The organism is Desulfovibrio gilichinskyi (assembly GCF_900177375.1).
Classification (GTDB): Bacteria; Desulfobacterota; Desulfovibrionia; order Desulfovibrionales; family Desulfovibrionaceae; genus Maridesulfovibrio; species Maridesulfovibrio gilichinskyi.
This window is the reverse complement of sequence record NZ_FWZU01000004.1, coordinates 46,823-68,631: the sequence shown is the minus strand read 5'-3', so window position 1 is coordinate 68,631 and position 21,809 is coordinate 46,823. Positions and strand designations below refer to the sequence as shown.

The window sequence follows — 21,809 nt, the reverse complement described above, 5'->3', positions numbered from 1 at the left end:
GCAATGATGATTTGACATTTACCTTTATTACATTGTAGGGGGTTTTTAGTCCTAACGGCAATAATCAGTTAATCGAGTACAGTTAATGAAATCAGCGAAAGACATTTTTTCAGAATATCTGTCCAAACAGAGACTAAAAATGACCCCTCAGAGAAGAGCCATCCTTGACGCTTTTCTGAATGAAGAAGGTCATGTTTCGTCTGAAGAACTGTACAATATTATCCGTCAGGAAGACTCTTCCATCGGACAGGCAACTGTTTACCGTACTTTAAAACTCCTCGACGAATCCGGCATTGCTAAAGCTGTTGATTTTAATGATGGTGTGCTCCGTTACGAGCATAAATATGGTCATGCACATCACGACCATCTAGTTTGCGAACATTGCGGCAAGACTATAGAAGCCGTAGATCCTGAAATTGAACATCTTCAGGAAGAACTAGCTAAAAAGCACGGATTTGTGCTTTCCCATCATGAAATGTACCTCTTCGGCGTTTGCAAGGAGTGTCAGGACAAAAGCGAATAAATCGCATTTTTTCCTACAAGCAATCTTAAAAGCGCCGCCTGACCTCAGGTTGGCGCTTTTTTTTTAACTTACAGGATTAATTAATATTGGTGAGTACCTGGAAAAATATTCCATTTTAAAAATTTAAAATTACGCGGCTACAAAGCCTATCAAAGCAGAGGATTGTATGATTAAGCCTGATTTTGAAAAAATGAACGGACTAGTGCCTGCCATTGCACAGGATGCTGAAACAGGAGAAGTCCTGATGATGGCATACATGAATGAAGAATCGTGGAATAAAACCATTGAGACAGGTGAAGCACATTACTGGAGCAGAAGCCGTCAAACTCTCTGGCATAAAGGCGGCACATCCGGTCATGTACAGAAAATAAGGTCCATCAGAATTGATTGCGATGATGATACTTTGGTACTGCTGATCGAACAGATCGGCGGAGCTGCGTGCCACAAAGGTTACAGAAGCTGCTTTTTCCGTGAACTGAAGGATGGCGAAGTTACAGAATGTTCACCCTTTATCTTTGACCCCAAGGAGGTTTATAAATAATGTCCAATATGCTAAAAATCGGTCTGCCGAAAGGCTCCCTGCAAGATGCAACAATCAATCTTTTCGAAAAATCCGGCTGGAAAATAAATCTGCACCCCCGCAATTATTTCCCTGATGTAAACGATGATGAACTGACATGTGCCATGTGCCGTGCGCAGGAAATTTCTCAGTACGTTGAAAACGGAACTCTCGATGTAGGTTTGACCGGAAAAGACTGGATCCTTGAGAATCAGTCGGATGTTGTTGAAGTTTCCAACCTTATTTACTCAAAGGTAAGTAATCGCCAAGCACACTGGGTTTTAGCCGTTGCAGGGGATTCTCCTTACAAAACTGCTCAGGATCTTGCCGGAAAAAGAATCTCCACAGAACTTATGGGATTCACCAAAAGATACTTTGAATCGATCAACGTTCCGGTTGAAGTTTCATACTCATGGGGAGCAACTGAAGCCAAGGTTGTAGAAGGTCTTTGCGATGCTATTGTTGAAGTTACCGAAACAGGTACAACCATCAAAGCAAACGGACTTCGCATCATATCCGAACTGATGGCCACAAACACAATGCTCATCGCCAACAAAAAGGCATGGGCTGACCCTTGGAAGCGTAAAAAGATTGAAAACATCAACTTGCTTTTACAGGGCGCGCTTAAAGCTCAGAAGATGGTCGGCCTTAAGATGAATATGCCGAAAGCTGTTCTTCCTGAAGCAATGAAAGTTATGCCTAGCCTCAATTCACCGACGGTTGCAGAGCTATCCGATGCATCATGGGTTTCAGTTGAAATCATGATTGAAGAAATCGCCGTTCGCGAACTCATCCCCGAACTTATCTCAATGGGAGCAGAAGGCATCATTGAGTATCCGCTTAACAAAGTAATCTAGCAGAATGTATACCGCGGGGAAGCAATGCTTCCCCGCTAATTAACCCATCAATTTGCGGCTCAACTCATTATTTTCAGCAAATATAACTCTGGCGATCTCAACCTAAATCAGGCAAAGTGATCAGATTGCGTTAACGATGAATTTTTAAATAATTTTAAACGGCTTTCACCACTATATGTTCAAGCTGCTGATATTCATAGCCATCCTTTTTCTGATCTTCGGATACCGCAGAAAACAAAAGATTAAAGGCGGCATCAACATCAATACGATTTTGTTGGCCGCGCTGGTTGTACTTTTCATTATCTCGCTGCTTACACGCTTTCAGAACTGATTATCCGAATTGATCCACTAAATATTACTCTCGCTCCTTGCCCTGACATTCACCATCTTTCCGTATATCCAACCATAAAACCATTCACCTATTGACCTATATGACTATTACAGTTATCGATAACTAACAGGCAAATATATTACTGATAATTTTAGAGCCGACGATATAGCGTTCCACGAACAGCCCGCATTAACATAACTCAAAAAACAGGATATTTCAGACCAATGACTGCAGACACATTTACTCATAAAGACCTTTCAGCAGTAACAGGTGTGTCTGTCACCACCATTAAAAGTTACCGCAAAAAATTTCCTGAATTTTTCATGATTGCAGGACACGGTAAACCCCTGCGCTTTAAAAAAGGTGCGGATAAACTTTGCCTGCGTATAAAAGAACTCTTTGCTAATAATTTATCGTCAAAGCAGATACGTGATAAACTTCTCATTGAATTTGAATCTGTTAAAGACAATAAGCCCTTATCGGTAAGCACGAAAAAAAGTGATGAATCCAGTTTAGAACTGGAAAAACTTACGCGCGTGACAATGCAGATGATGAACGGCTTGGCCGGTCTTGTAACTTCACAGGCAAGAGCTGAACAGCGGCTTGCAAAAGTTGAAAAAAAACTGACTGAACTTATTGAAAAGCAGGAAGCTAACAGCTCCGGCCAGGATCATTTACTTTCTGAGATAAAAGAAATTATCTCTGCAGCGAGCGGATTGCCGCAATCTGAAAAGGTTACTGCCAAAAAAGTTATTACTATTAAAAAAGAACATGGTGATTCCAGTTCATACACCATTGAATCCGACTCCAGCCCAGTTTATCCGGAAAACGACTTTCTTGAGCTTCCGGTAGTCATTCATTCTGATAAAGGTGATTTTCTCGGTATGCCCGGAAAACCCGGCCACCCCTTTACGCTGAAAGAACTTGTTGATCTCGTTACAACTAAAAAAGATATTAATTCCATTAAAATATGGCGCAAACAAGGAGTAGAATGGATTCTTTCATTCAAAACTCCGGCTGGCCCGCTCCACGAACTTTATTTTCAGCGCACAAGAACCCCTAAAGGAAACATTGTTTCATTCTTTACAAGGCTGGATATCAATTCAGAACCTAAAGACCAGCCGTTTCTTTTTTCTTTCTTCCGTGAAGTTCGTGACCGGATTGATGAGATCTGATTTTCAGTTTAGAAATTCTACTAATACTGTTTGCAATAATACCGTTGACTCAGCTATAATCTAATGATTAGTTGAGCCCGTGTGTTTTTTTCATAAATGACAACACGTTAAACAGATATTGCCAATCTTAAAACATATTAAATAATAACTTCTTCAATCAGGAGGAAAGCAACTATGGATGCGCCTGTCTTTAATTGCAAAAATGCGGATGATGTTCTTAAAGCTGTACGGGACTACAATATCAGCTTTGTTCAATTCTGGTTTGTTGATATTCTCGGTACGCTGAAAAGCTTTCAGATTACTCCTAAAGAACTGGAATCAGCTTTTGAGGAAGGAATGGGATTTGACGGATCATCAATTCTCGGTTTCACCAGAATCGAAGAATCAGACATGATAGCTTTACCTGATCCGACAACTTTTCAAATGTGCTCATGGCGACCGACCGACCGACCTGTGGCCCGTATGTTCTGCGATATTCAAAATCCTGACGGCACTCCTTACGAAGGGGACAGCAGGTGGGTTCTTAAAAAGACACTCGATAAAGCCGCGGACAGAGGTTTCACTTTCTATGTAGGACCGGAACTCGAATTCTTCCTGTTTGAAAATGAAAAGGGAACTAAGATCATTGATAAAGGCGGTTACTTCGATGCGCCTCCACTTGACCTCGGCAACGACATCCGTCGCGACATCATTTTCTCTCTCGAACAGATGGGATATGACGTCGAATACAGCCACCACGAAGTAGCCCCGAGCCAGCATGAAATTGATCTTCGCTATTCCGAAGGTATGAGAATGGCCGATACGGCTATGACCTACCGCGTAATAGTTAAAGAAGTTGCCCGTAAACACGGCATCTACGCTACTTTCATGCCTAAACCGATGTATGGCGTTAACGGTTCTGGCATGCACGTTCACCAGTCTTTATTTAAGAACGGAAGAAACGTATTTTTCGATGCCAATGATGAATACCACCTCAGCCCTGAAGGCAAAAGCTACATCGCCGGTATTTTGAAACATTGCCCAGAATTCACCTGCGTAACCAACCAGTGGGTAAACTCCTACAAACGGCTTGTTCCGGGATACGAAGCTCCTGTTTACGTAGCATGGGCCAGAAAAAACCGTTCTACTCTGGTACGTGTTCCCATGTATAAACCGGGTAAAGAAGGCGCAACCAGAATGGAACTGCGCTCTCCTGATCCGGCAGCAAATCCGTATCTATGCTTTGCTGTTATGCTTGAAGCTGGCCTTAAGGGAATTGATGAAGGGTACAAACTTCCTTCACCTATCGAAGAAAACGTTTTTGCAATGGATCCTCCGACTCTCGCAGAACACGGAATCACAGCTCTTCCCGGCAATTTATATGAAGCTGCAGTGGCAATGAAGAAAAGTGAACTGGTCAAAGAATGTCTCGGCGATCACATTCACAGCAATCTATACAAAAATAAAATCAAAGAATGGGATGCTTACAGAACTCAGGTTACTGAGTATGAATTAAATACATACCTTCCGGTTCTTTAAATATCGCAGTTACAAACGACTACATATCAAAATCCCTTCCGCTACCGGCGGAAGGGATTTTGAATTTATGAACAACGGAGAAAATTTCCATGATCAAAATATCTGATCTCAAGACCGATCAAAGGCTGGAATCACTTACATTGATGCCGGATTATTATCTTCAGGAAGTATTCACCCGTGACATAAGTAATGAAACCACAGCAAAAATACTTGCTGCCTTTTCTGACCAATCACGGGAAATTATTCTTTCAAATTTAAACAAAATCCGCCGGGAAAAAGTTTCTTCTTTACTACATGCGTACGCCGCAGAAAAATTACCGCTTTCTTTAACTGATGTTGAACAAGCCTGTGAAGCATTGCTTGACAGAGTAGAAGATCTGGTAAACTCAGGATTCATCAGGCAGGGCCAAGCAGGAGATATTGAAGCTTCCTTTTTTGATATGTCAGCAGAAATGATAAATTTTTCTGATTCACTCCCAATATTTAATTTCAATCAAAATGACTTACACGACCTTATTTCATGGTGGAATCTGGCGGCAAAGAACAACAAAAGTCTTTTCGGAAAGAAACCTGAAGTTCAAAATCTCATTTTAGAACGGCTGGATGACGTATTCAGCTCATCAATTTTCAGACTATCGATCGATGACAACAGCGACGCACAGGTTCTTGAAGAATCAAAAAAATTACGCTCTCAAATTTTAGCTGATTATAAAAAACGGACAGATTTAATTGAAACTTTTCTTCTCTCGCTAAGCAGCAATCAAAAATCAAATGAGCTATCTTCAAAATTCGCACTATTCTTTTCGGACAGTGAAACGATAAAGGAACGTTTAATAAAACACGCTCCTCTTCTGCTTTATCCGTCAGTAACGGAGCACCTTCCACCGGAAGATATTGCAATGAGTCTTTTTAAACTGAAGCTTCTGGTGGAAGAAAAAGGACATGCGGAAATGGAAAAATTCACCCAGAAAGTTGATGATCAATTTCTGCGTAAAGGGTTATCACTGATTTTCGCAAAAATTGATGATGAATATCTGCAAAAGATACTAAGCGAGCGCAAAAAAGCGTATACACTGGAACTTGAAATCAAGCTTAAAATGATAACTGACGCTGTTATATGCATAAGAAACAACGTCAGCCCGTATATATTGCTGGAACTTATGAGCAGCTATACTGTCTATGATTTTCAGGAGTAAGCGGAAAGCTTACTTCCCGCTTATATTGTATTTTTTAAGCTTGTACTGAAGCAGACTTTTAGAAAGGCCCAGCATTTCTGCGGCGTCTACTTTAACAAAATTACTTTGCACCAAAGCTCTGCGGACAAGCGTTGCTTCAATTTTATCTAAAGCCTGAGCCAGATTTATTTTGGTCGGCAACAAATCGACAGCACTTTTAAACTGTGTTTCTTCGTCTTTAATTTCAGCAGGAAGATCGTCAGTTTTAATCACTGTACCTGAAGTAAGAACAACGCACCGTTCAATAACATTTTGAAGTTGGCGAACGTTTCCCGGCCATTCATAGGCAGACATATAATCCATCGCAGCTGGTGAAAAACCTTCAAATGTTTTATTATTATCAGCAGAATACTTAGCCAGAAAATGATCAATCATAAAAGGAATGTCTTCCCTGCGCTCACGAAGAGGAGGCAGTTCAATACTTACAACATTTAACCTGTAGTAAAGATCTTCGCGGAAAGTACCGTTTTCAACAGCCTGCTTTAAATTTTTATTAGTCGCTGCAACAATGCGGATATCAATTTTAATCGAATCAACTCCGCCGACACGTTCAATTGTTTTTTCCTGCAAGACTCTTAAAAGTTTAACCTGCATATCATGAGAAAGTTCACCTATCTCATCCAGAAACAATGTGCCCTTATCAGCCATTTCAAAGCGTCCGCGCCTTAGAGCCACTGCCCCGGTGAAAGACCCCTTCTCATGACCAAAGAGTTCGCTTTCAAGAACTCCTGCGCTCAAAGCCATGCAGTTTACCGAAACAAAAGGATTATCACAGCGCGGGGAAGATTGATGTAAAGCCTGCGCAACCAACTCCTTACCGGTACCGGATTCTCCGGTAATAAGAACTGTGGAATTACCGGGGGCAGCCTTATGAATCATTTCAAAAACATGAAGCATCGGTTTTGAACGGCCGATGATATTGTTCGGAGAATAGCGATCTTTAATCTGTTCACGCAGCATTCTATTTTCCTGCTGCGTTTTTGCAAATTGAGCCGCTTTAGTGACTGAAAGCAGCAACTCTTCATTGGCGAACGGCTTGGTAATATAGTCAAAAGCCCCTATTTTCATGGCTTCAACAGCTGATTCAATAGACCCGAACGCAGTCATAATTATCACAGGGATGTATGGAAAATTCTTTTTAACATGTGCCAGCACATCGCTTCCGGTAAGCTTGGGCATCTTCATATCGGTTATAACCAGATCAACTTCTGATTCATCAAGAAAAGCCAACCCTGTTTCGGGGTCTGAAAGCGCAGTAATCTTATACCCTTCATCTGAAAGCATTGCTTCCAAAATGAGAAGGTAGTTCAGTTCATCATCAAGTATCAAAATATTAGTAGCCATAATTTTACACTCTATTCAAAATTTTTAAATCAGCACCCAATTAAATGCTAACACTCATGTTTTGTGGATAAAAATACTTCTAACCGCGCCCCGCCTTCTGGATTATTTCCTAAAGTAAACCGTCCATCATGGCTTTTCACAATATTATTAACAATGGCAAGCCCCAGCCCTGTGCCACTGTCTTTGGTTGTAAAAAAAGGATCTTTAACTTTGTCGACTATTTCAGATTTAAAACCAGGCCCTGTATCAGAAAAAACAACTGATATCCCGTCTGCAACTTCTTTTATGGAAATATGTATACAGCCGTTTTTCTCAACAGCCTGCACAGCGTTTCCTACAAGATTATAAAAAGCCCGGTATAGCAAATCTTCATCAGCGCATACTATGTGTCCATGCACATACTCACGTTTAATTTCAATGCCGCTTTCATGACAATTCGCATCCATAAATACAGCTATTTTATCTAGTAACTCAGCCGGATCAATTGAAACTAAAGTGAGTTTACGCGGTCTTGCATAATCCAGAAAATCACTGACAGTTCTACTCAGTCTTTTGCATTCCTCATGAATAGCCGAAAGTATTTTGATATTTATCGGATCAGCCTCTTTCATTCTTTTAAGAAGCAATTCTGAACTCGAACTTATTATTCCAAGAGGATTACGTATTTCATGTGCAACGCCGGAAACCATTCGCCCGATACTTGCAAGCTTTTCACTCTGGTTAAGTTCTTTCTCAAAAAGCTGGCGATCTTTAATACGTTGTTGGTTAATTATATCAGCGCGTTTGATGATTGCCATGATAGTTGCAAACAAAATAAGTGCCGAGCAACAAGAGGTAAAAAGAATCAATCTTTCAAAATTTATAACAGACTGATAATCCTCTGTAATGTCCTGAGTAAAGACCAAAGCACCTATAATTATATTCTCATCAATTTTCAAACTCTGTTCGGAACGCAGCGGATAAACAATCTTTAAAAGCATCGTTCCCGGGCGCATGTTAAAATCAAAAATTGCTTCGACTGTAGATTCTTTACTTATAAATTCATATTTAGGCTTACCGCTGTCGATAACATTTTTAATAAGCTCGCCGCCTAAATTTGTCTTACCGATATTTTCCTTATTCAACGAATACGAAACAATAAGATTAGGATCGTAAATTCTTACTTCGCTGACTTTAAAACTGTGAATTGTGGAACGGATAACCTGATCCAGCCGAGTCATCTGTTCTTCATTTTTAAGCCCTATTTTACCATAACCGATAACTGTCGGAAGAATAAATCTTCTATATATTTGATGATTAAGGTTTTCAGCCTGCAACAAAGCAAATTCCTTCTGTTTTTCCAGAAGAGTTTCATCCGCATGTTTTGCAAGAAAAACAGAAAGCCCTAAACTACTAGCTACAATTACGACCAAGAGCGTCCATGATAGCAACTTAACTAATTGAAACGACTGAATCTGTGGATCTTTAGCTTTAGAATCCAAATGTTAAAACTCCTGATTTAAAAACAATAGGCTCTGGCGATTTAATATCCTTTTAAAAAAAAGGCTCTTAAAAATCTCCAAAAACTTTTAGTTTAGACTGATCTTTTGAAATATTCTTTATTAGTCTTATGCAACAAAATCAAATCGGTCATCCATTAATATGAACGACCGATTTTTTAAAAAACTATAAAATGAATGACCGATTTTTTTTAATTGCAAAACTCTTCTTTAATAAAAAGTTTTAGGATTCTTAAACCCTTTTCCCAAAAGGGTTTAAGCCGCCGGAGGCAGAAAATATCTCATTATCCACTAAAAAACTTGTTCTTCACGTTTTACGCTCAAAAAAGCTTCGAGATCATTTTTCTCATCCTGCAATCCGTCAGCTCCGAGGCGCGCTTTGGCTAATCGCTTACCAAGTTCAACAGCAGGCTGGTCTACAGGATTGATGCCCATCAACCAACCTGTGAAAATAGTGGCCGCCATAAGAAGTCCCATCATGCGGCCGGCGCATTCTTCAGACGACTCAGCCATTTTTATTTCTACAAGAGGAACTTTGTTGGCCGATAAAGCCATTTTAGTTCCTAATCCTTCAGCATGAATCAAATCACCGAAATTTTTCCCTTTGATATATGAAAACTTATCAGGGATATCCTCGACAAATTTTTCGCCGTCAGCAAGAGAATCACAGGTTAAAAACAGGCATCCCTTATTGCGCGGCCCGTCCAAAAACATCTGATTAACAGAATGCTGATCAGTTGCCCCGACTGCCGGAATAGGCTGGCTGCCCTTGCCTTCTTTGCCCAAACTTTCTGCCCATAGCTGCGCAAACCACTGACCGAAACAGGCCCATTGCGGAATATAAGAGAAAAATATCAGCTCATTGTAACCTTTTTCCATAAGCGCAGCGTTCCAACAGGCTAACTTGTACGAGGGATGTTTCAGTAAGGCTTCACTGCTAAGCTCCGGTGAAGCAAGCGGAGCGAGGATGGCGGATGCACCTTCCACAAGCAAGCGGTAATCAATACCCATAAACATGGCCGGCAGCAGTCCTACAGCTGACAAAACGGAATATCTTCCGCCCAGGTTGTCAGGAACTTCTAAAGTTTTGATGGATAATTCATCAGCCTGTTCACGAAGGAAACCGTTTTTTTTGTCGGTAACAAAAAGAAAATTACGATTCCACTTATCACCCATTTTCTGCTTCATTTTTTTGCGAATGAGAAAATATTGGCTGATAGTTTCAATTGTTCCGCCTGATTTGGAAACAACTGCAATAAGTGTTTTTTCAAGAGGGAGTTTTTCGAGATAAGATTCAAGAGTTTTTGCGCAAACGTTGTCTCCTATCCAAAACCATGGACCTTCATGACAAGGTTCGTCCTGCGCTGAGAAAAAAGCTTTCTGTAACGCTCTGGCTCCGAGTGCGGAACCGCCGATTCCGAGCAGCAGCATGTGCTCGAATCCTTTAACGTAGCTCTCTAAGCCTTCAAGATCATATAAAAGTTCCGCCATGTACGGCATGGAACAAAAAGGGAGTTTACCTTCGGCAACTTCTTTGCTGAATCTGCCGGAAATAGCTTCAGCAGATGCATACTTTGATTTTATATCAAGCTTATCCTGCCAACTGTCAGTCCAGTCAATAATGTTCGATGCCATACTCGATCTCCGCTATTAAGGGTTCGTAATCCTCTCCCGGAAATATTCTCCGGGAGAGGCAAGAGCCTATACTAATCAAATATGACTATCTTTACGAACATTTTATTTTTTCATCAATACTTTACCGACTTTTTCCAGCGCATTCTTAAGAATTTCATCATCAAGAGCGTAAGAAAAGCGGATACAACGGTCATCACCGAAAGCGGAACCGGGGACGAGGGCAATACCGGCTTCTTCCAGTATTTTTGTACACATGGAAGCTGAGTCAGGAGTTTCCTCGTCATAAAAACCATTTAAAACAGGGAACATATAAAAAGCCCCGTCCGGCTTGGGACAGACAACGCCGGGCCATGAAGAAATTATTGCATGAGCAAAATCCCTGCGTCTCTGGAAAGCTGTTGTCATTTTCTCAATTAAATCCCATGGACCTTCAAACGCAGCTATAGCGGCTTTCTGAGCCATGGAGTTTACGTTTGATGTGGACTGTCCTTGAATTTTAACCATTGCTTTTACTAAATCAGGATGTGCAAGAGCAGAACCGATGCGCCAGCCAGTCATACTGAAACTTTTAGATAATGCGCCTACAATTGCAACATCTTCTGGGTATTTTTCCCAAAAATTAGAAAGAGTTGAATATGAAGCAGGTTTGTAAACAAGTCTGTCATAAACTTCGTCTGAAACGATGAATATACCTTTTTTTCTTGCCCACTCAGCAATTTCAGTCAGTTGATCCTGAGGATAATGAGCACCGGTCGGGTTTGAAGGAGTGTTTAAAACAAGAAGTTTTGTTCTGGAAGTACAAGCTGCTTCCAAATCTTCGATACTGGCAAGAAATCCGGCCTTTGCGCGTGTCGGGACTATTACCGGCTTACCTTCTGCAAGCTCAACCATTGGAGGATAGCTTACCCAGTAAGGAGCAGGAATGAGAACTTCATCGCCCGGATCAATCAAGGCCATGAACAGATTATACAGGGCATGCTTTCCGCCGTTTGTAATAATCGTGTTTTCTGCTTTAGCGGTAACATTATAAAATTTCTGGTAATAATCGGCAACAGCTGTGCGCAACTGCGGCATACCCGGAACCGGAGTATAACGGGTAAACCCTTCATCGACAGCTTTCTTCATAGCATCACAAACATGCTGCGGAGTCGGGAAATCAGGTTCGCCGACTGCCAGGCTGACAATTTCCTTGCCCTGTGCGCGCAGTTCCTGTGCTTTTGCATTGACCGCCAATGTTGCGGACGGCTTTGCTCTCATAAGTCTTTCAGAAATTTTCATATCGCTTTCCTGCTGCTTCAGTTATATGTTATTCCCCGATCGAAACTAAGCAATTTTCCTCCCCTCACATCTGGGATAAATTGCAAAATAATGACCGATGACCGCTTACCACTCTTTTTTATAAAAGAAATTTAGGTTATAATTCTCAAATTTACATTGCGCTTATCAAGCATGAAATCTAATTCAAAATATGATAAACGTAAATCTCTCTGTGGCATATTTCAAAATTTCTACATCGATTTTATACTAATTGACTGAAACAAACCTTTTTGCAAATCATGTTCACCCCTGCTACAATCACAAATCAGGAGCTTAAAATGAAATACAGAATAATATTTTTAATCACACTACTTATGGGCCTTGCTGCATGTTCCGCTGTGCCGATGAAAGGAGATGTTACCCTTAAGGGCAATGATCTCGGGCCTACTGAAATGTCAGCAACAAGAAATGTCGGTATTAAATCACATGCAACCTACTCCATCGTTTCTGAACTTCCAGACGGCTCAATATTCAGAGGCGATCTGCAAAGCGACCAGAAATCTGTCACCATGTTCAGCAATGACGGAAGAAGCATGAAATGCAACTTTGAAATTAATAATACAAAAAAAGGATTTGAATCAGGGGGAACAGGATTTTGCACAACATCCGAAGGACAGGAATTAAACGTAAAATTCTAGCCTTTCATTAAACAAGGCAAAACTCAACATGATCCTACTTAATCACCTGTCGTACAGCTTCGGCTCCAACTGGGCACTCAAAGATATTTCTTTGCACGTTGAAAAGGGAGAATTCATATTCCTTACCGGACATTCCGGTGCAGGAAAGACTACTCTTATGCGACTGCTTTATGGAGCCCTTCCTGTAAAAAGAGGACAGGCAACCGTAGCCGGATATGAACTGCACAACATTAAACGCAAACATATTCCGAACCTGCGGCGTGAACTTGGAGTCGTTTTTCAGGATTTTAAAATTCTGCCGAACCGTTCAGTTTACGAAAATATTGCACTGGCTCTTACAGTCAGAAGTATGCCGAAAGCTACAATTGATAAAAGAGTCAGGGCTATCATCCGAGCTCTGGGGCTTGAAAAGAAAACATACAATAACTGTCATAAGCTGTCCGGCGGCGAACAGCAACGCGTGGCAATAGCAAGATCAATGGTCGTCAACCCCAAACTGATTCTTGCGGATGAACCTACAGGAAACCTCGACTTTGAACTCTCCATGCATTTGATGGATGTTTTCAAACAATTTCACACCCATGGAACAACCATAATCATGGCCACCCACAGCCGCGAAATACTCCGTACAGTACCGGATGCCAAAGTTATTCACCTTGAAGGCGGAATGGTATGCGAGCCTCCGGATTATATTCTTTCGGAGTTAGCCATATGATTTCTCTTCTTTTCAGGCTGATAGGACGTGGAGTCAGAGATTTAGGGCTGCACCCGTGGGCTAACATCTTTACTCTCATTGCTGTTACAATGGTTTCCCTGCTTGCCGGACTTTTCATGTTCACCTTGCACAATGTCAACAAAGAACTGCTCAAAAGCAGAGGGCAAGTCCAGATTCAGATTTTCTGGCAGGCAGACACAACACCTGATGAATACAGCAAACAATGGGAAAAGATCTCTAAAATTGCCGGTTTAAAGGAAATACGGACATTTACTCCGGACGATGCATTAAAACAGCTTTCCGCAGCATTAGGCGGGGCAGATGATTTTTCATGGCTTAAAGAAGGCAACAATCCACTTCAACCGACTGCATTGCTATCATTTTCAGTTGAACCGGGGATTAAAGATCAGATGTGGGCAGCTAACCTTCTTAAGCAGTTAAAAGCTCTTCCTTTTGTTGATAAGGTTCATTACAATCCCTTGCAGATTGATTTAGCACGAGGCTGGATAAGCCTTACACAGTCCATAATATGGCCCATAATAGGATTTCTGGGACTTGTAGTTGCATTGGTAGTTGGTAACACCATCCGTCTTTCCCTCATGACCCGTAAAGATGAAATAGAAATTCTTTATTTAGTCGGAGCAAAACAATGGTTTATCCGTCTGCCCCTTCTTACCGGAGGAGCATTACTCGGATTCCTCGGCAGCTCCATTGCACTGGGAACGCTTTACGGTGCGCAAAGATTTTTTGAGGATGTCTTAAATTTTCCGCCGCTGTTTATGAAACTGACATTCCTGCCTCCTGACCAATGCGTAGCTCTTGTAGGGGCTGTTACGTTAATCGGAATGCTGAGCAGCTTTGTCGCAGTACGCGGCTAATTTTAATAATTTGACTTGAGGATTTTATGAGAAGTAAAAAAATGACAGGCGGGCTGGAAAAAGCCCCTCACCGTTCTTTGTTGTACGCACTCGGTTTTTCAAAAGAAGAAATGGATAGACCGCTTATCGGTGTATGCAACTCTAAAAATGAAATTATTCCCGGTCACATTCATCTGGATACAATTGTCAAAGCTGTTAAAGACGGTGTCCGTCTTGCCGGCGGCGTTCCGATGGAATTCCCATCCATCGGAGTTTGTGACGGTCTGGCTATGAACCATGCAGGAATGCGTTATTCTCTGCCAAGCAGAGAAATGATTGCGGATTCCATTGAAATAATGGCGACTGCTCATCCTTTTGATGCTCTGGTTCTTGTTCCTAACTGTGATAAAATTGTTCCAGGCATGCTCATGGCAGCTCTGAGACTTAATATTCCGACAATTATCGTCAGCGGCGGAGCAATGCTTGCCGGTAAAAAAGACGGTAAAAAAGTTGACCTTATCACTGTTTTCGAAGGAGTCGGTCAGGTTAAAACCGGAAGTATGACCGAAGATGAACTTACAATCCTTGAGCAAAGCGCCTGCCCTACTTGCGGGTCATGTTCAGGAATGTTCACAGCAAACTCCATGAACTGCCTGTCCGAAACAATCGGACTTGCACTGCCGGGTAACGGAACTATTCCGGCTGTAATGTCTGATCGTATCCGCCTTGCCAAACGCGCAGGTACACAGATAATGGATCTGCTGAAAAAAGACATCAAACCTCGCGATATTGTAACTGAAAAGAGTCTAAAAAATGCTGTTACAATGGATATGGCTCTCGGCTGTTCAACCAACACAGTATTGCATCTGCCTGCCATATTTGATGAAGCAGGACTCAAGCTGGACCTGACTATCTTTGATGAAATAAGCCGCAAGACTCCTAATCTGTGCAAACTCGCACCTGCCGGACCTCATCATATTCAGGATCTGCATGAAGCAGGCGGAATTCAAGCAGTGTTTTCCGAACTGGCAAAATCAGGACGCATCGAACTTGATGCGTTGACCTCAACCGGAAAAACTGTCGGTGAAAATCTCAAAGAACTTAATGCTTCCGTTAAAAATTACGAAATAATCCATCCTATTGATAAACCTTACAGCAACGAAGGCGGAATCGCAGTTCTGTTCGGCAACATTGCCAAAGACGGATGTGTTGTTAAACAGTCAGCAGTTGCACCGGAAATGATGAAAAGGACATGCCTCGCCAAAGTTTACAACTCCGAAGAAGAAGCTGTTGAAGCTATTCTCGGCGGTAAAATTGTCAAAGGTGACGCTATTGTTATTTTATACGAAGGTCCTAAAGGCGGACCGGGTATGCGCGAAATGCTCACACCAACATCCGCAATTGCCGGAATGGGACTTGGAGCTGACGTTGCTCTTATCACTGACGGACGTTTCAGCGGCGGAACACGCGGCGCAGCAATCGGCCACGTATCTCCTGAAGCTGCATCAAACGGAACCATAGGTATTGTTCAGACCGGAGATATAATTGAAATTGATATCCCCGCCCGTTCACTGAATGTTGTTCTTACTGACGAAGAAATTGCAGAAAGAATGAAAACATTTAAACCTATTGAAAAAGAAGTACATTCAGCATTCCTTAGAAGATACAGAGAAAATGTTACTTCGGCGTCTACCGGCGCAATCTTTAAGAAATAATACAAGTTCAGAGGGGATCATCATTGGATGATCTCCTCTGGATTATTTTTCGATTTTTTTATTAAGTCCTTCAAACTTATCTAAATTATTAAGCCTAAAGAAGTTTATTTTCCCGCAGCATATCAATCAATTCCTGACAATTAGCTGCGACAAAATCAGGCTTTGCTTCGTTAAGTTCCGATATCGACATTCTACCCGATGCAACTGCTGCTGTCATTGTTCCTGCCCTTTTACCTGTTTCAATATCAAGCGGATGATCCCCGACCATTAAGGCATGCTCAGGACAAATATTTATAAAATCTAAAGCTTTTAAGATATGTTCAGGATGCGGTTTTACGTTTTTTACATCTTCTCTGGACAAAAAGCATCCGCATAATTTTTCAACATCAGGCAGTACAGTTTTTACAGCTGCCGCGGTATTGCGTGTAATAATACCTGTTTTTATGCTGTCTTGTTGCAATCCGCGTAAAATAGAATAGGTAAACGGAAACAGCTTTCCACGTTTTGCAGCTTCTATTTCCATTGAAATTATTAAGAACCTGCATCTGGTATGAAACTCTTTCCCCAGATCAGGATCGTCTGTTTCAAGGCATGCGGCAATATGATCAACCCACTCAAGAGCCGGAAGAGCACCTATTTCAGGCAGAGGTTCTAAAAAAGCTTCACCAAGTGCCTTTAAGCGTCGTTTCATATCATTGAAATCAATGGTTAATTCTGCAAGAGTTCCATCAAAATCAAAAATTATTCCTTCAATTTTATTCATAGTCCAAAATTTTCCAAGTAGTTGCTTGCGAAAGCATGTTTCTAAAGGTTATGACTGCTAAACTTGTTTAAACATATTCAGAATTAATAAATGCTGTTATCAGGAGTTCTCGTGTCAGGTAAATTTGACGTAATTATTGCAGGAGCAGGCCCGGCAGGATCAGCGGCCGCATATATCCTCGCAACAAAAGGTTTTAAAGTCGCTGTTATCGACAAAGCAAAATTCCCCAGAAAAAAACTTTGCGGTGGACTTATTACTGACAAAACAATGAAAACTCTCGAAAAAATTTATGGATACAGTGAAAAAGCAATAATTGAAAATGGACTTATTGAATATGAAGCAGCCGAATATTCCGTTTTCTACCGTGATTACAAAATACAGGACGGCGCATCCCCGATTCCTTTCCGCTTCGTCAACCGGGAAATCTTTGATTACTTTCTTCTTAAAAAAGCTGCAAATGCCGGAGCACAGATATTTACCTCGGAAGAAATAGTCCACTGCAACTATCAAGATGCTGAAATAAAAACCAAAAGTAACAAAATATTTAAAGGTAAATATCTTCTGGGAACTGACGGAGTTAATTCCACAATACGAAAATCTGTTCCGTATGATAAAAAAGCATGGAAAGAGAACATGGCCTCCACCATTGAGATAACTTTTGATGCTAAAGATTATCCTAGAGAAGTAAAGTGGCCTGAATTATACATAGGATGCCTTAAAGCCGGTTATATTTGGGTTTTTCCTGCAAAAGACAAGGTTGTAGTAGGAATCGGCAGTTTAAATCGCTGTACAACAAATTTCAAAGCTACTTTCATAAATTTTCTTACAAGTCAGGGCGTAAAAAATCCTGAAACAATTCCATTGCATGGTTTTCCACTTCCATATGGGAATTACATCAAGAACCCTTGCTACGGCAGAACCATACTCGCAGGAGATGCCGCTGGTCTTGTGGAACCTCTTTTCGGAGAAGGAATATTCTACGCATTACAGACAGGAAGGTACGCTGCGGAAGCTATAGCCAAGGGTATCACAGAAAATAAAAACCCAGCTCAATTTTATCTGCCGCGTTTGCAACAGTACATCTTCCCTGAGATTATTTATTCCAACAGATTGCGCTGGACTCTTTTTTATTCGCAAAGGTTGCTTAAACACGTGTCATTTAAAATAGCTTTTAAATCACTGCCGACAAAACTGGCGGAAATGATTCACGGAATTCGGTCTTACAAGTTTTTGCTGAAAAAGAAGTGGGATTAATCCGGCCTGAGCTGAGATAACAACATCCCGCACAGCATAAGTCCGCAACCGAAAAGCCCCTGTGTGGTTAATGTTTCACCTAAGAGCAACCACCCAGCTAATGCAGCAAAAACTGATTCTAAACTTAAAATTATCGCGGCGTGAGCTGGCTTGGCATCCTGCTGGGCTATTACCTGCAAAGTATACGCAACCCCAACAGACATTAACCCTCCGTAAAGAATCGGAATTGCGCAGGCATAAATACCACTGAAAGACATATCTTCCAGAATGAATGCACCTATAAAACTGAATATTGAACAAACTGCAAACTGGCCGCTGGCAAATTTAACCGGATCAATTTTGGAAGATAAAAGCGAAATTACAATTACATGTCCGGCCCAGAAAACGGCACTTACTAAAACCAGCAGATCTCCAAGCCCTATACTAAATCCTTCGTTTACACTCAAAAGGTACATTCCAACCACGGCCAGAACAGCCCCTACCCACGTAGGCACCCCTGTCTTCTGTTTAAAGAAAAGGCCCATTATCGGAACGAACACAACATATAACCCTGTAATAAATCCGGCATTTCCGGCAGTAGTATAAACAAGTCCCCACTGCTGCAATGTCGCACCTAAAAATAAAGCCGATCCTGCGATAATACCGCCTATAAAAAACTGTTTGATATCAAGTTTTTTATAAGTACCGTCTTTCTTTTTCTCTCTATCCAGCCTGTGGATAAGTGGAAGAAGCGCAACTGCTCCAAGCGCGAAACGGACAGCATTGAATGTGAGCGGGCCGACAAAATCCATCCCCACCCGTTGCGCCACAAATGCAGCTCCCCAGATCATTGCTGTAATCAGTAAGAGCACATCAGCTTTTAAATTTTTAGACTGCATATATTTTTAATTTGGTTAGATTTTTAAACCAACCGGCAGAATGGCTATAATTATTTAATTTCGCAAGGAAAAAAAGTTCCGTAGAAATAATAATTTCTACGGAACTTTTAATAATAAAAACAAATTATATTTTTTAAAAACAGTCTTAAAAACTATTCAGATTCAATCTCTTCAACAGCTTCAGTTAAGAGGAAATCTCCTTTCTGAATCCATGATTTAAGCTTATCAGCAACTTCAAGTGACATCGACAGACTTGTTAACGGAACAGTCGGGATAACCTTGCCGTTTACTGTTATTTCACCTGATTTTAATTCTTCGTAGGTAACATGGGCAAGAACCCTGCTTACGCCGATCGGATAGTCATAACCGTAATCTTTTACAGGCACCTGAATATCCGCGTCACTTACACCGGTGAACCATGCCATTTCTTCGTTAAGCATAGGAATTGGAATACCTATGCCGACCGCAGCGGTACATCCATAACCCGGGAAACTCAAACCGCGGAAATAACGCGGATCCATTCCTTTCATGTCACCCTTAACCATCAGAGTTCCTGAGCCGCCCAGAGGAATACCTCTTTCATTACGACCAGGTTTTTTAACATGCTGAGTTCCGGCACCGATTACATAACCTTTACCGCCTGCAAGAAAGATTCGCGTTCCAAGACCTATGGTTTTTAAATACGGGTCATTGAAAAGCGGAGAAAGCTCTCCGGCTGTGGCATAGTTTGCATTACGCTGATTAGCCTTAAGAGGTCCCATGTAAGTATAAATTGTGCGACTTGTCATATTAACTGCGCAATTGTAATTTTGGTAACAATTACGTGGGTTTAACATAACAGCATCTTTTAAATCCTTGAGCGTGATATCTTTTTCAACTTCACGACGCGGATAACAGTCTGTTCCATAAGCTTTTGCTTTAAGATGAACAGTTTTACCTGCTAGCAAGTCTTCGATGACATGTGCTCCGCCGTAAGCAAATCTACCGGGGTAAACTTTATTAAGCGGATCATCCTCAGCAGGCTCTGTTGCACCGAGATAAGCGTCTACAGCAGCAAGGCCCGCATAACATGGAACATTGTTAAGCCAAACCTGTGAAGTCTTGATTACAGGAGATTCCTGCCCGGTATTGAACAGCATACCTGAAGAACACATCGGAGAAAATGTTCCGGTTGTTACTACATCAATTTCTTTAGCTGCTTCAACTTTACCTTTGGAGCGGACGATTTCGACCATTTCCGCGGCATTAACTACTACAGCTTTACCTTTTTTTATACGTTCGTTTATTTCTTTTATAGTCTTATTGACTTCAAAGGTTTTTGCCATTGAAAAGACTCCAGTGGGATTAAGTTTTTAGAAGAATCAAGATTGTGGCTTAAAAGGCCCTTGAATGCAATTTTAATTTTAAAATGTTATTTATACCTAGGACGGAAGCTAAAAAGTGTTTTAAGGGCATATCCGCCTTGGCTAAAGCTTTCTTTTAATGTATAAGAAACATTGGTTTTCGAGGGGAAAAATATTTTATTTATTACCCTTTAATTTCAACAATTTAGAGTCTTGGTAAAAAAAAATTAATCACTTGAAAAATGCACTTAGAAATCACCTTCTGACCACATGCTCAGATTCAGACTTAATACGCTGGTTTGATCCGATAAATATATCTATTTCTGACGAGAATGGAGATGTAATTGTAACTTTTCCGCATGCTTTTTTCGGTCAATGGTTCAAATCAAGTATACAAGATAAATTTGAAGAACAATTAGGCTTATTCCTTGGCGGAGGTTTTTCAGTTTCATACTGCAACAACGGAACATCAGGCACAAATAAGCCCGGGCAGATTTCCGACACTAAAAAAATAGATTTCCCTTTCGGGCAGAAATTTACTTTTGAAAATTTTCTGGTCAGCAAAAGCAACTATTTCCCTCTGGCTTCCGCAAAAGAAGTAACCCATGCAGACAATATTGCATTTAATCCATTTGTTATCTGCGGTAAAAGCGGTTCAGGTAAAAGCCATTTGTTAAAAGCTATTGCAAACGAGATAAGTAAGAAAATTGACCCGGGTAAGATATTCCTCGGAAATATTGACGATATTCAAAATATTTATTCCGTCCGCTTCGGCGGGGATATGATGCGTGCAAGAAATTATTTTTTTGATTTTGAATATTTCTTTCTCGATGATCTTAAACAAATTCAAAAATACGAAAACCTCCAGCAGGAGTTAATTTCTATTTTTAATAATTTTTATGAAAATGGGAAACAGATGGTTTTCAGTTGCACAGACAAATTAGCCTCCTACAACTTTTTAGACCTGAACCTGAAGTCCAGGCTGGAATGGGGACTGATTGTTAATCTGAAACGCCCTGACCTCGAAATAAGAGCACTCTACATCCAGAAGCAGTGTAAACTTAAAAAGCTGCCGTTAACCAAGGATCAAATCCTGACACTTTCACAAAGATTTCAGGATTTCAGATACCTTCAGGGAATAATAATCAAACTTTCAGCATTCAGGGAACTTGTCCGCAAGAACATGGATGAAAAAGACTTTGAAAACATTTTGAACAACACTGAGGAAAAGACAGATATAACACTTACTCCAGAGTACGTGATTAAATCTGTTTCAACTCACTTTAACCTCAAACCAACTGACCTTACCGGCACTAAACGGCATAAAATGACAGCACATGCCAGACAGGTAGCCATGTACCTTTGCAGAGATCTTTTAGGATTATCATACCCTGCGCTCGGAAGGATATTTGGAGGTAAAGACCATAGTACAGTCTTATATTCAGTAAAAAAAATACAATTATTACAGAAGGATGATGCAGTTTTGAAAAGACTGTTAATAAATTTGAAGAATACTTGTCTGTTACGTGTTTCTAACTGAACAAGTTCATAAACATTGTTTGTTTGTTCACATTGAATGACACTGAATGTATATAAAAAGTTAAATGTTTTTAACAACTTAAGTTAATAAGAAACATAGGAACCAACCTTACT

At 40.9% G+C, this 21,809-nt stretch carries 19 protein-coding genes; 12 read left to right on the top strand and 7 right to left on the bottom strand.

What is annotated here, in order from left to right:
- The first annotated feature begins 85 nt into the window (after positions 1 to 85).
- From B9N78_RS11765 to B9N78_RS11740, 6 genes are all read left to right on the top strand, one after another.
- A complete protein-coding gene (locus B9N78_RS11765) occupies positions 86 to 523 on the top strand; it encodes a Fur family transcriptional regulator (RefSeq protein ID WP_085102502.1) in 438 nt (145 codons plus the stop codon).
- A 166-nt stretch (positions 524 to 689) separates the two neighbouring features.
- On the top strand, positions 690 to 1,064 hold the full coding sequence (hisI, locus tag B9N78_RS11760; RefSeq protein ID WP_085102500.1) for a phosphoribosyl-AMP cyclohydrolase: 375 nt from the start codon (positions 690 to 692) through the stop codon (positions 1,062 to 1,064).
- Positions 1,064 to 1,939, top strand: a complete 876-nt coding sequence (gene hisG, locus B9N78_RS11755; RefSeq protein WP_085102498.1) for an ATP phosphoribosyltransferase — start codon at positions 1,064 to 1,066, stop codon at positions 1,937 to 1,939. Before hisI ends, hisG begins: the two co-directional genes overlap by 1 nt.
- Before the next feature lie 555 nt (positions 1,940 to 2,494).
- Positions 2,495 to 3,445: a MerR family transcriptional regulator gene (locus B9N78_RS11750; RefSeq protein ID WP_085102496.1), complete on the top strand. Its 951-nt coding sequence runs from the start codon at positions 2,495 to 2,497 to the stop codon at positions 3,443 to 3,445.
- A 174-nt stretch (positions 3,446 to 3,619) separates the two neighbouring features.
- On the top strand, positions 3,620 to 4,963 hold the full coding sequence (locus B9N78_RS11745) for a glutamine synthetase family protein (RefSeq protein ID WP_085102494.1): 1,344 nt from the start codon (positions 3,620 to 3,622) through the stop codon (positions 4,961 to 4,963).
- An 89-nt stretch (positions 4,964 to 5,052) separates the two neighbouring features.
- Entirely contained in the window at positions 5,053 to 6,159 is a 1,107-nt protein-coding gene (locus tag B9N78_RS11740) for a FliG C-terminal domain-containing protein (RefSeq protein WP_085102492.1), read from the top strand.
- Positions 6,160 to 6,168: 9 nt separating this feature from the next.
- Here the strand turns inward: B9N78_RS11740 and B9N78_RS11735 are convergent, their stop codons facing one another.
- From B9N78_RS11735 to B9N78_RS11720, 4 genes are all read right to left on the bottom strand, one after another.
- Positions 6,169 to 7,542 (bottom strand): sigma-54-dependent transcriptional regulator, encoded by a 1,374-nt coding sequence (locus B9N78_RS11735; protein WP_085102490.1) that lies wholly within the window; start codon positions 7,540 to 7,542, stop codon positions 6,169 to 6,171.
- A 47-nt stretch (positions 7,543 to 7,589) separates the two neighbouring features.
- Positions 7,590 to 9,023: an ATP-binding protein gene (locus B9N78_RS11730; protein ID WP_085102488.1), complete on the bottom strand. Its 1,434-nt coding sequence runs from the start codon at positions 9,021 to 9,023 to the stop codon at positions 7,590 to 7,592.
- Positions 9,024 to 9,332: 309 nt separating this feature from the next.
- Positions 9,333 to 10,676, bottom strand: coding sequence for a glucose-6-phosphate isomerase (locus B9N78_RS11725; RefSeq protein ID WP_085102486.1), 1,344 nt, complete (start codon positions 10,674 to 10,676; stop codon positions 9,333 to 9,335).
- Positions 10,677 to 10,778: 102 nt separating this feature from the next.
- Positions 10,779 to 11,954: a pyridoxal phosphate-dependent aminotransferase gene (locus B9N78_RS11720; protein ID WP_085102484.1), complete on the bottom strand. Its 1,176-nt coding sequence runs from the start codon at positions 11,952 to 11,954 to the stop codon at positions 10,779 to 10,781.
- A gap of 317 nt (positions 11,955 to 12,271) precedes the next feature.
- On the opposite strand from B9N78_RS11720, the gene B9N78_RS11715 reads away from it, so the two are divergent.
- Genes B9N78_RS11715 through ilvD form a run of 4 tightly spaced genes read left to right on the top strand, consistent with a single transcriptional unit; the run spans position 12,272 to position 15,918 of the window.
- Positions 12,272 to 12,631 (top strand): hypothetical protein, encoded by a 360-nt coding sequence (locus B9N78_RS11715; protein ID WP_085102482.1) that lies wholly within the window; start codon positions 12,272 to 12,274, stop codon positions 12,629 to 12,631.
- Positions 12,632 to 12,659: 28 nt separating this feature from the next.
- Positions 12,660 to 13,346 (top strand): cell division ATP-binding protein FtsE, encoded by a 687-nt coding sequence (ftsE, locus tag B9N78_RS11710; protein WP_085102480.1) that lies wholly within the window; start codon positions 12,660 to 12,662, stop codon positions 13,344 to 13,346.
- Entirely contained in the window at positions 13,343 to 14,224 is an 882-nt protein-coding gene (locus tag B9N78_RS11705) for a cell division protein FtsX (protein WP_085102478.1), read from the top strand. Before ftsE ends, B9N78_RS11705 begins: the two co-directional genes overlap by 4 nt.
- A gap of 26 nt (positions 14,225 to 14,250) precedes the next feature.
- A complete protein-coding gene (ilvD, locus tag B9N78_RS11700; RefSeq protein ID WP_085102476.1) occupies positions 14,251 to 15,918 on the top strand; it encodes a dihydroxy-acid dehydratase in 1,668 nt (555 codons plus the stop codon).
- Between the two features lie 94 nt (positions 15,919 to 16,012).
- Here the strand turns inward: ilvD and B9N78_RS11695 are convergent, their stop codons facing one another.
- Positions 16,013 to 16,681 carry an HAD family hydrolase gene (locus B9N78_RS11695; RefSeq protein ID WP_085102474.1) on the bottom strand — a complete coding sequence of 223 codons (669 nt, stop codon included), beginning with the start codon at positions 16,679 to 16,681 and terminating at the stop codon, positions 16,013 to 16,015.
- A 111-nt stretch (positions 16,682 to 16,792) separates the two neighbouring features.
- Here B9N78_RS11695 and B9N78_RS11690 point away from each other — a divergent pair, with 111 nt between their 5' ends.
- Positions 16,793 to 17,935 (top strand): geranylgeranyl reductase family protein, encoded by a 1,143-nt coding sequence (locus tag B9N78_RS11690; protein ID WP_085102472.1) that lies wholly within the window; start codon positions 16,793 to 16,795, stop codon positions 17,933 to 17,935.
- Here B9N78_RS11690 and B9N78_RS11685 read toward each other — a convergent pair.
- On the bottom strand, positions 17,932 to 18,813 hold the full coding sequence (locus tag B9N78_RS11685; protein WP_085102470.1) for a DMT family transporter: 882 nt from the start codon (positions 18,811 to 18,813) through the stop codon (positions 17,932 to 17,934). The genes B9N78_RS11690 and B9N78_RS11685 overlap by 4 nt on opposite strands.
- 152 nt (positions 18,814 to 18,965) lie before the next feature.
- Positions 18,966 to 20,138: a homocysteine biosynthesis protein gene (locus B9N78_RS11680; RefSeq protein ID WP_085102468.1), complete on the bottom strand. Its 1,173-nt coding sequence runs from the start codon at positions 20,136 to 20,138 to the stop codon at positions 18,966 to 18,968.
- A 253-nt stretch (positions 20,139 to 20,391) separates the two neighbouring features.
- Here B9N78_RS11680 and B9N78_RS11675 point away from each other — a divergent pair, with 253 nt between their 5' ends.
- The gene (locus B9N78_RS11675; RefSeq protein ID WP_085102467.1) at positions 20,392 to 21,696 is read left to right on the top strand and encodes a DnaA ATPase domain-containing protein; all 1,305 of its coding nucleotides are present in this window, start codon (positions 20,392 to 20,394) and stop codon (positions 21,694 to 21,696) included.
- The last annotated feature ends 113 nt before the right edge of the window (positions 21,697 to 21,809 follow it).

Coding starts and splice junctions, on each gene's coding strand:
- B9N78_RS11765 (WP_085102502.1), top strand. CDS start 86: ATGAAATCAGCGAAAGACATTTTTTCAGAATATCTGTCCAAACAGAGA.
- hisI (WP_085102500.1), top strand. CDS start 690: ATGATTAAGCCTGATTTTGAAAAAATGAACGGACTAGTGCCTGCCATT.
- hisG (WP_085102498.1), top strand. CDS start 1,064: ATGTCCAATATGCTAAAAATCGGTCTGCCGAAAGGCTCCCTGCAAGAT.
- B9N78_RS11750 (WP_085102496.1), top strand. CDS start 2,495: ATGACTGCAGACACATTTACTCATAAAGACCTTTCAGCAGTAACAGGT.
- B9N78_RS11745 (WP_085102494.1), top strand. CDS start 3,620: ATGGATGCGCCTGTCTTTAATTGCAAAAATGCGGATGATGTTCTTAAA.
- B9N78_RS11740 (WP_085102492.1), top strand. CDS start 5,053: ATGATCAAAATATCTGATCTCAAGACCGATCAAAGGCTGGAATCACTT.
- B9N78_RS11735 (WP_085102490.1), bottom strand. CDS start 7,542: ATGGCTACTAATATTTTGATACTTGATGATGAACTGAACTACCTTCTC.
- B9N78_RS11725 (WP_085102486.1), bottom strand. CDS start 10,676: ATGGCATCGAACATTATTGACTGGACTGACAGTTGGCAGGATAAGCTT.
- B9N78_RS11720 (WP_085102484.1), bottom strand. CDS start 11,954: ATGAAAATTTCTGAAAGACTTATGAGAGCAAAGCCGTCCGCAACATTG.
- B9N78_RS11715 (WP_085102482.1), top strand. CDS start 12,272: ATGAAATACAGAATAATATTTTTAATCACACTACTTATGGGCCTTGCT.
- ftsE (WP_085102480.1), top strand. CDS start 12,660: ATGATCCTACTTAATCACCTGTCGTACAGCTTCGGCTCCAACTGGGCA.
- B9N78_RS11705 (WP_085102478.1), top strand. CDS start 13,343: ATGATTTCTCTTCTTTTCAGGCTGATAGGACGTGGAGTCAGAGATTTA.
- ilvD (WP_085102476.1), top strand. CDS start 14,251: ATGAGAAGTAAAAAAATGACAGGCGGGCTGGAAAAAGCCCCTCACCGT.
- B9N78_RS11695 (WP_085102474.1), bottom strand. CDS start 16,681: ATGAATAAAATTGAAGGAATAATTTTTGATTTTGATGGAACTCTTGCA.
- B9N78_RS11685 (WP_085102470.1), bottom strand. CDS start 18,813: ATGCAGTCTAAAAATTTAAAAGCTGATGTGCTCTTACTGATTACAGCA.
- B9N78_RS11680 (WP_085102468.1), bottom strand. CDS start 20,138: ATGGCAAAAACCTTTGAAGTCAATAAGACTATAAAAGAAATAAACGAA.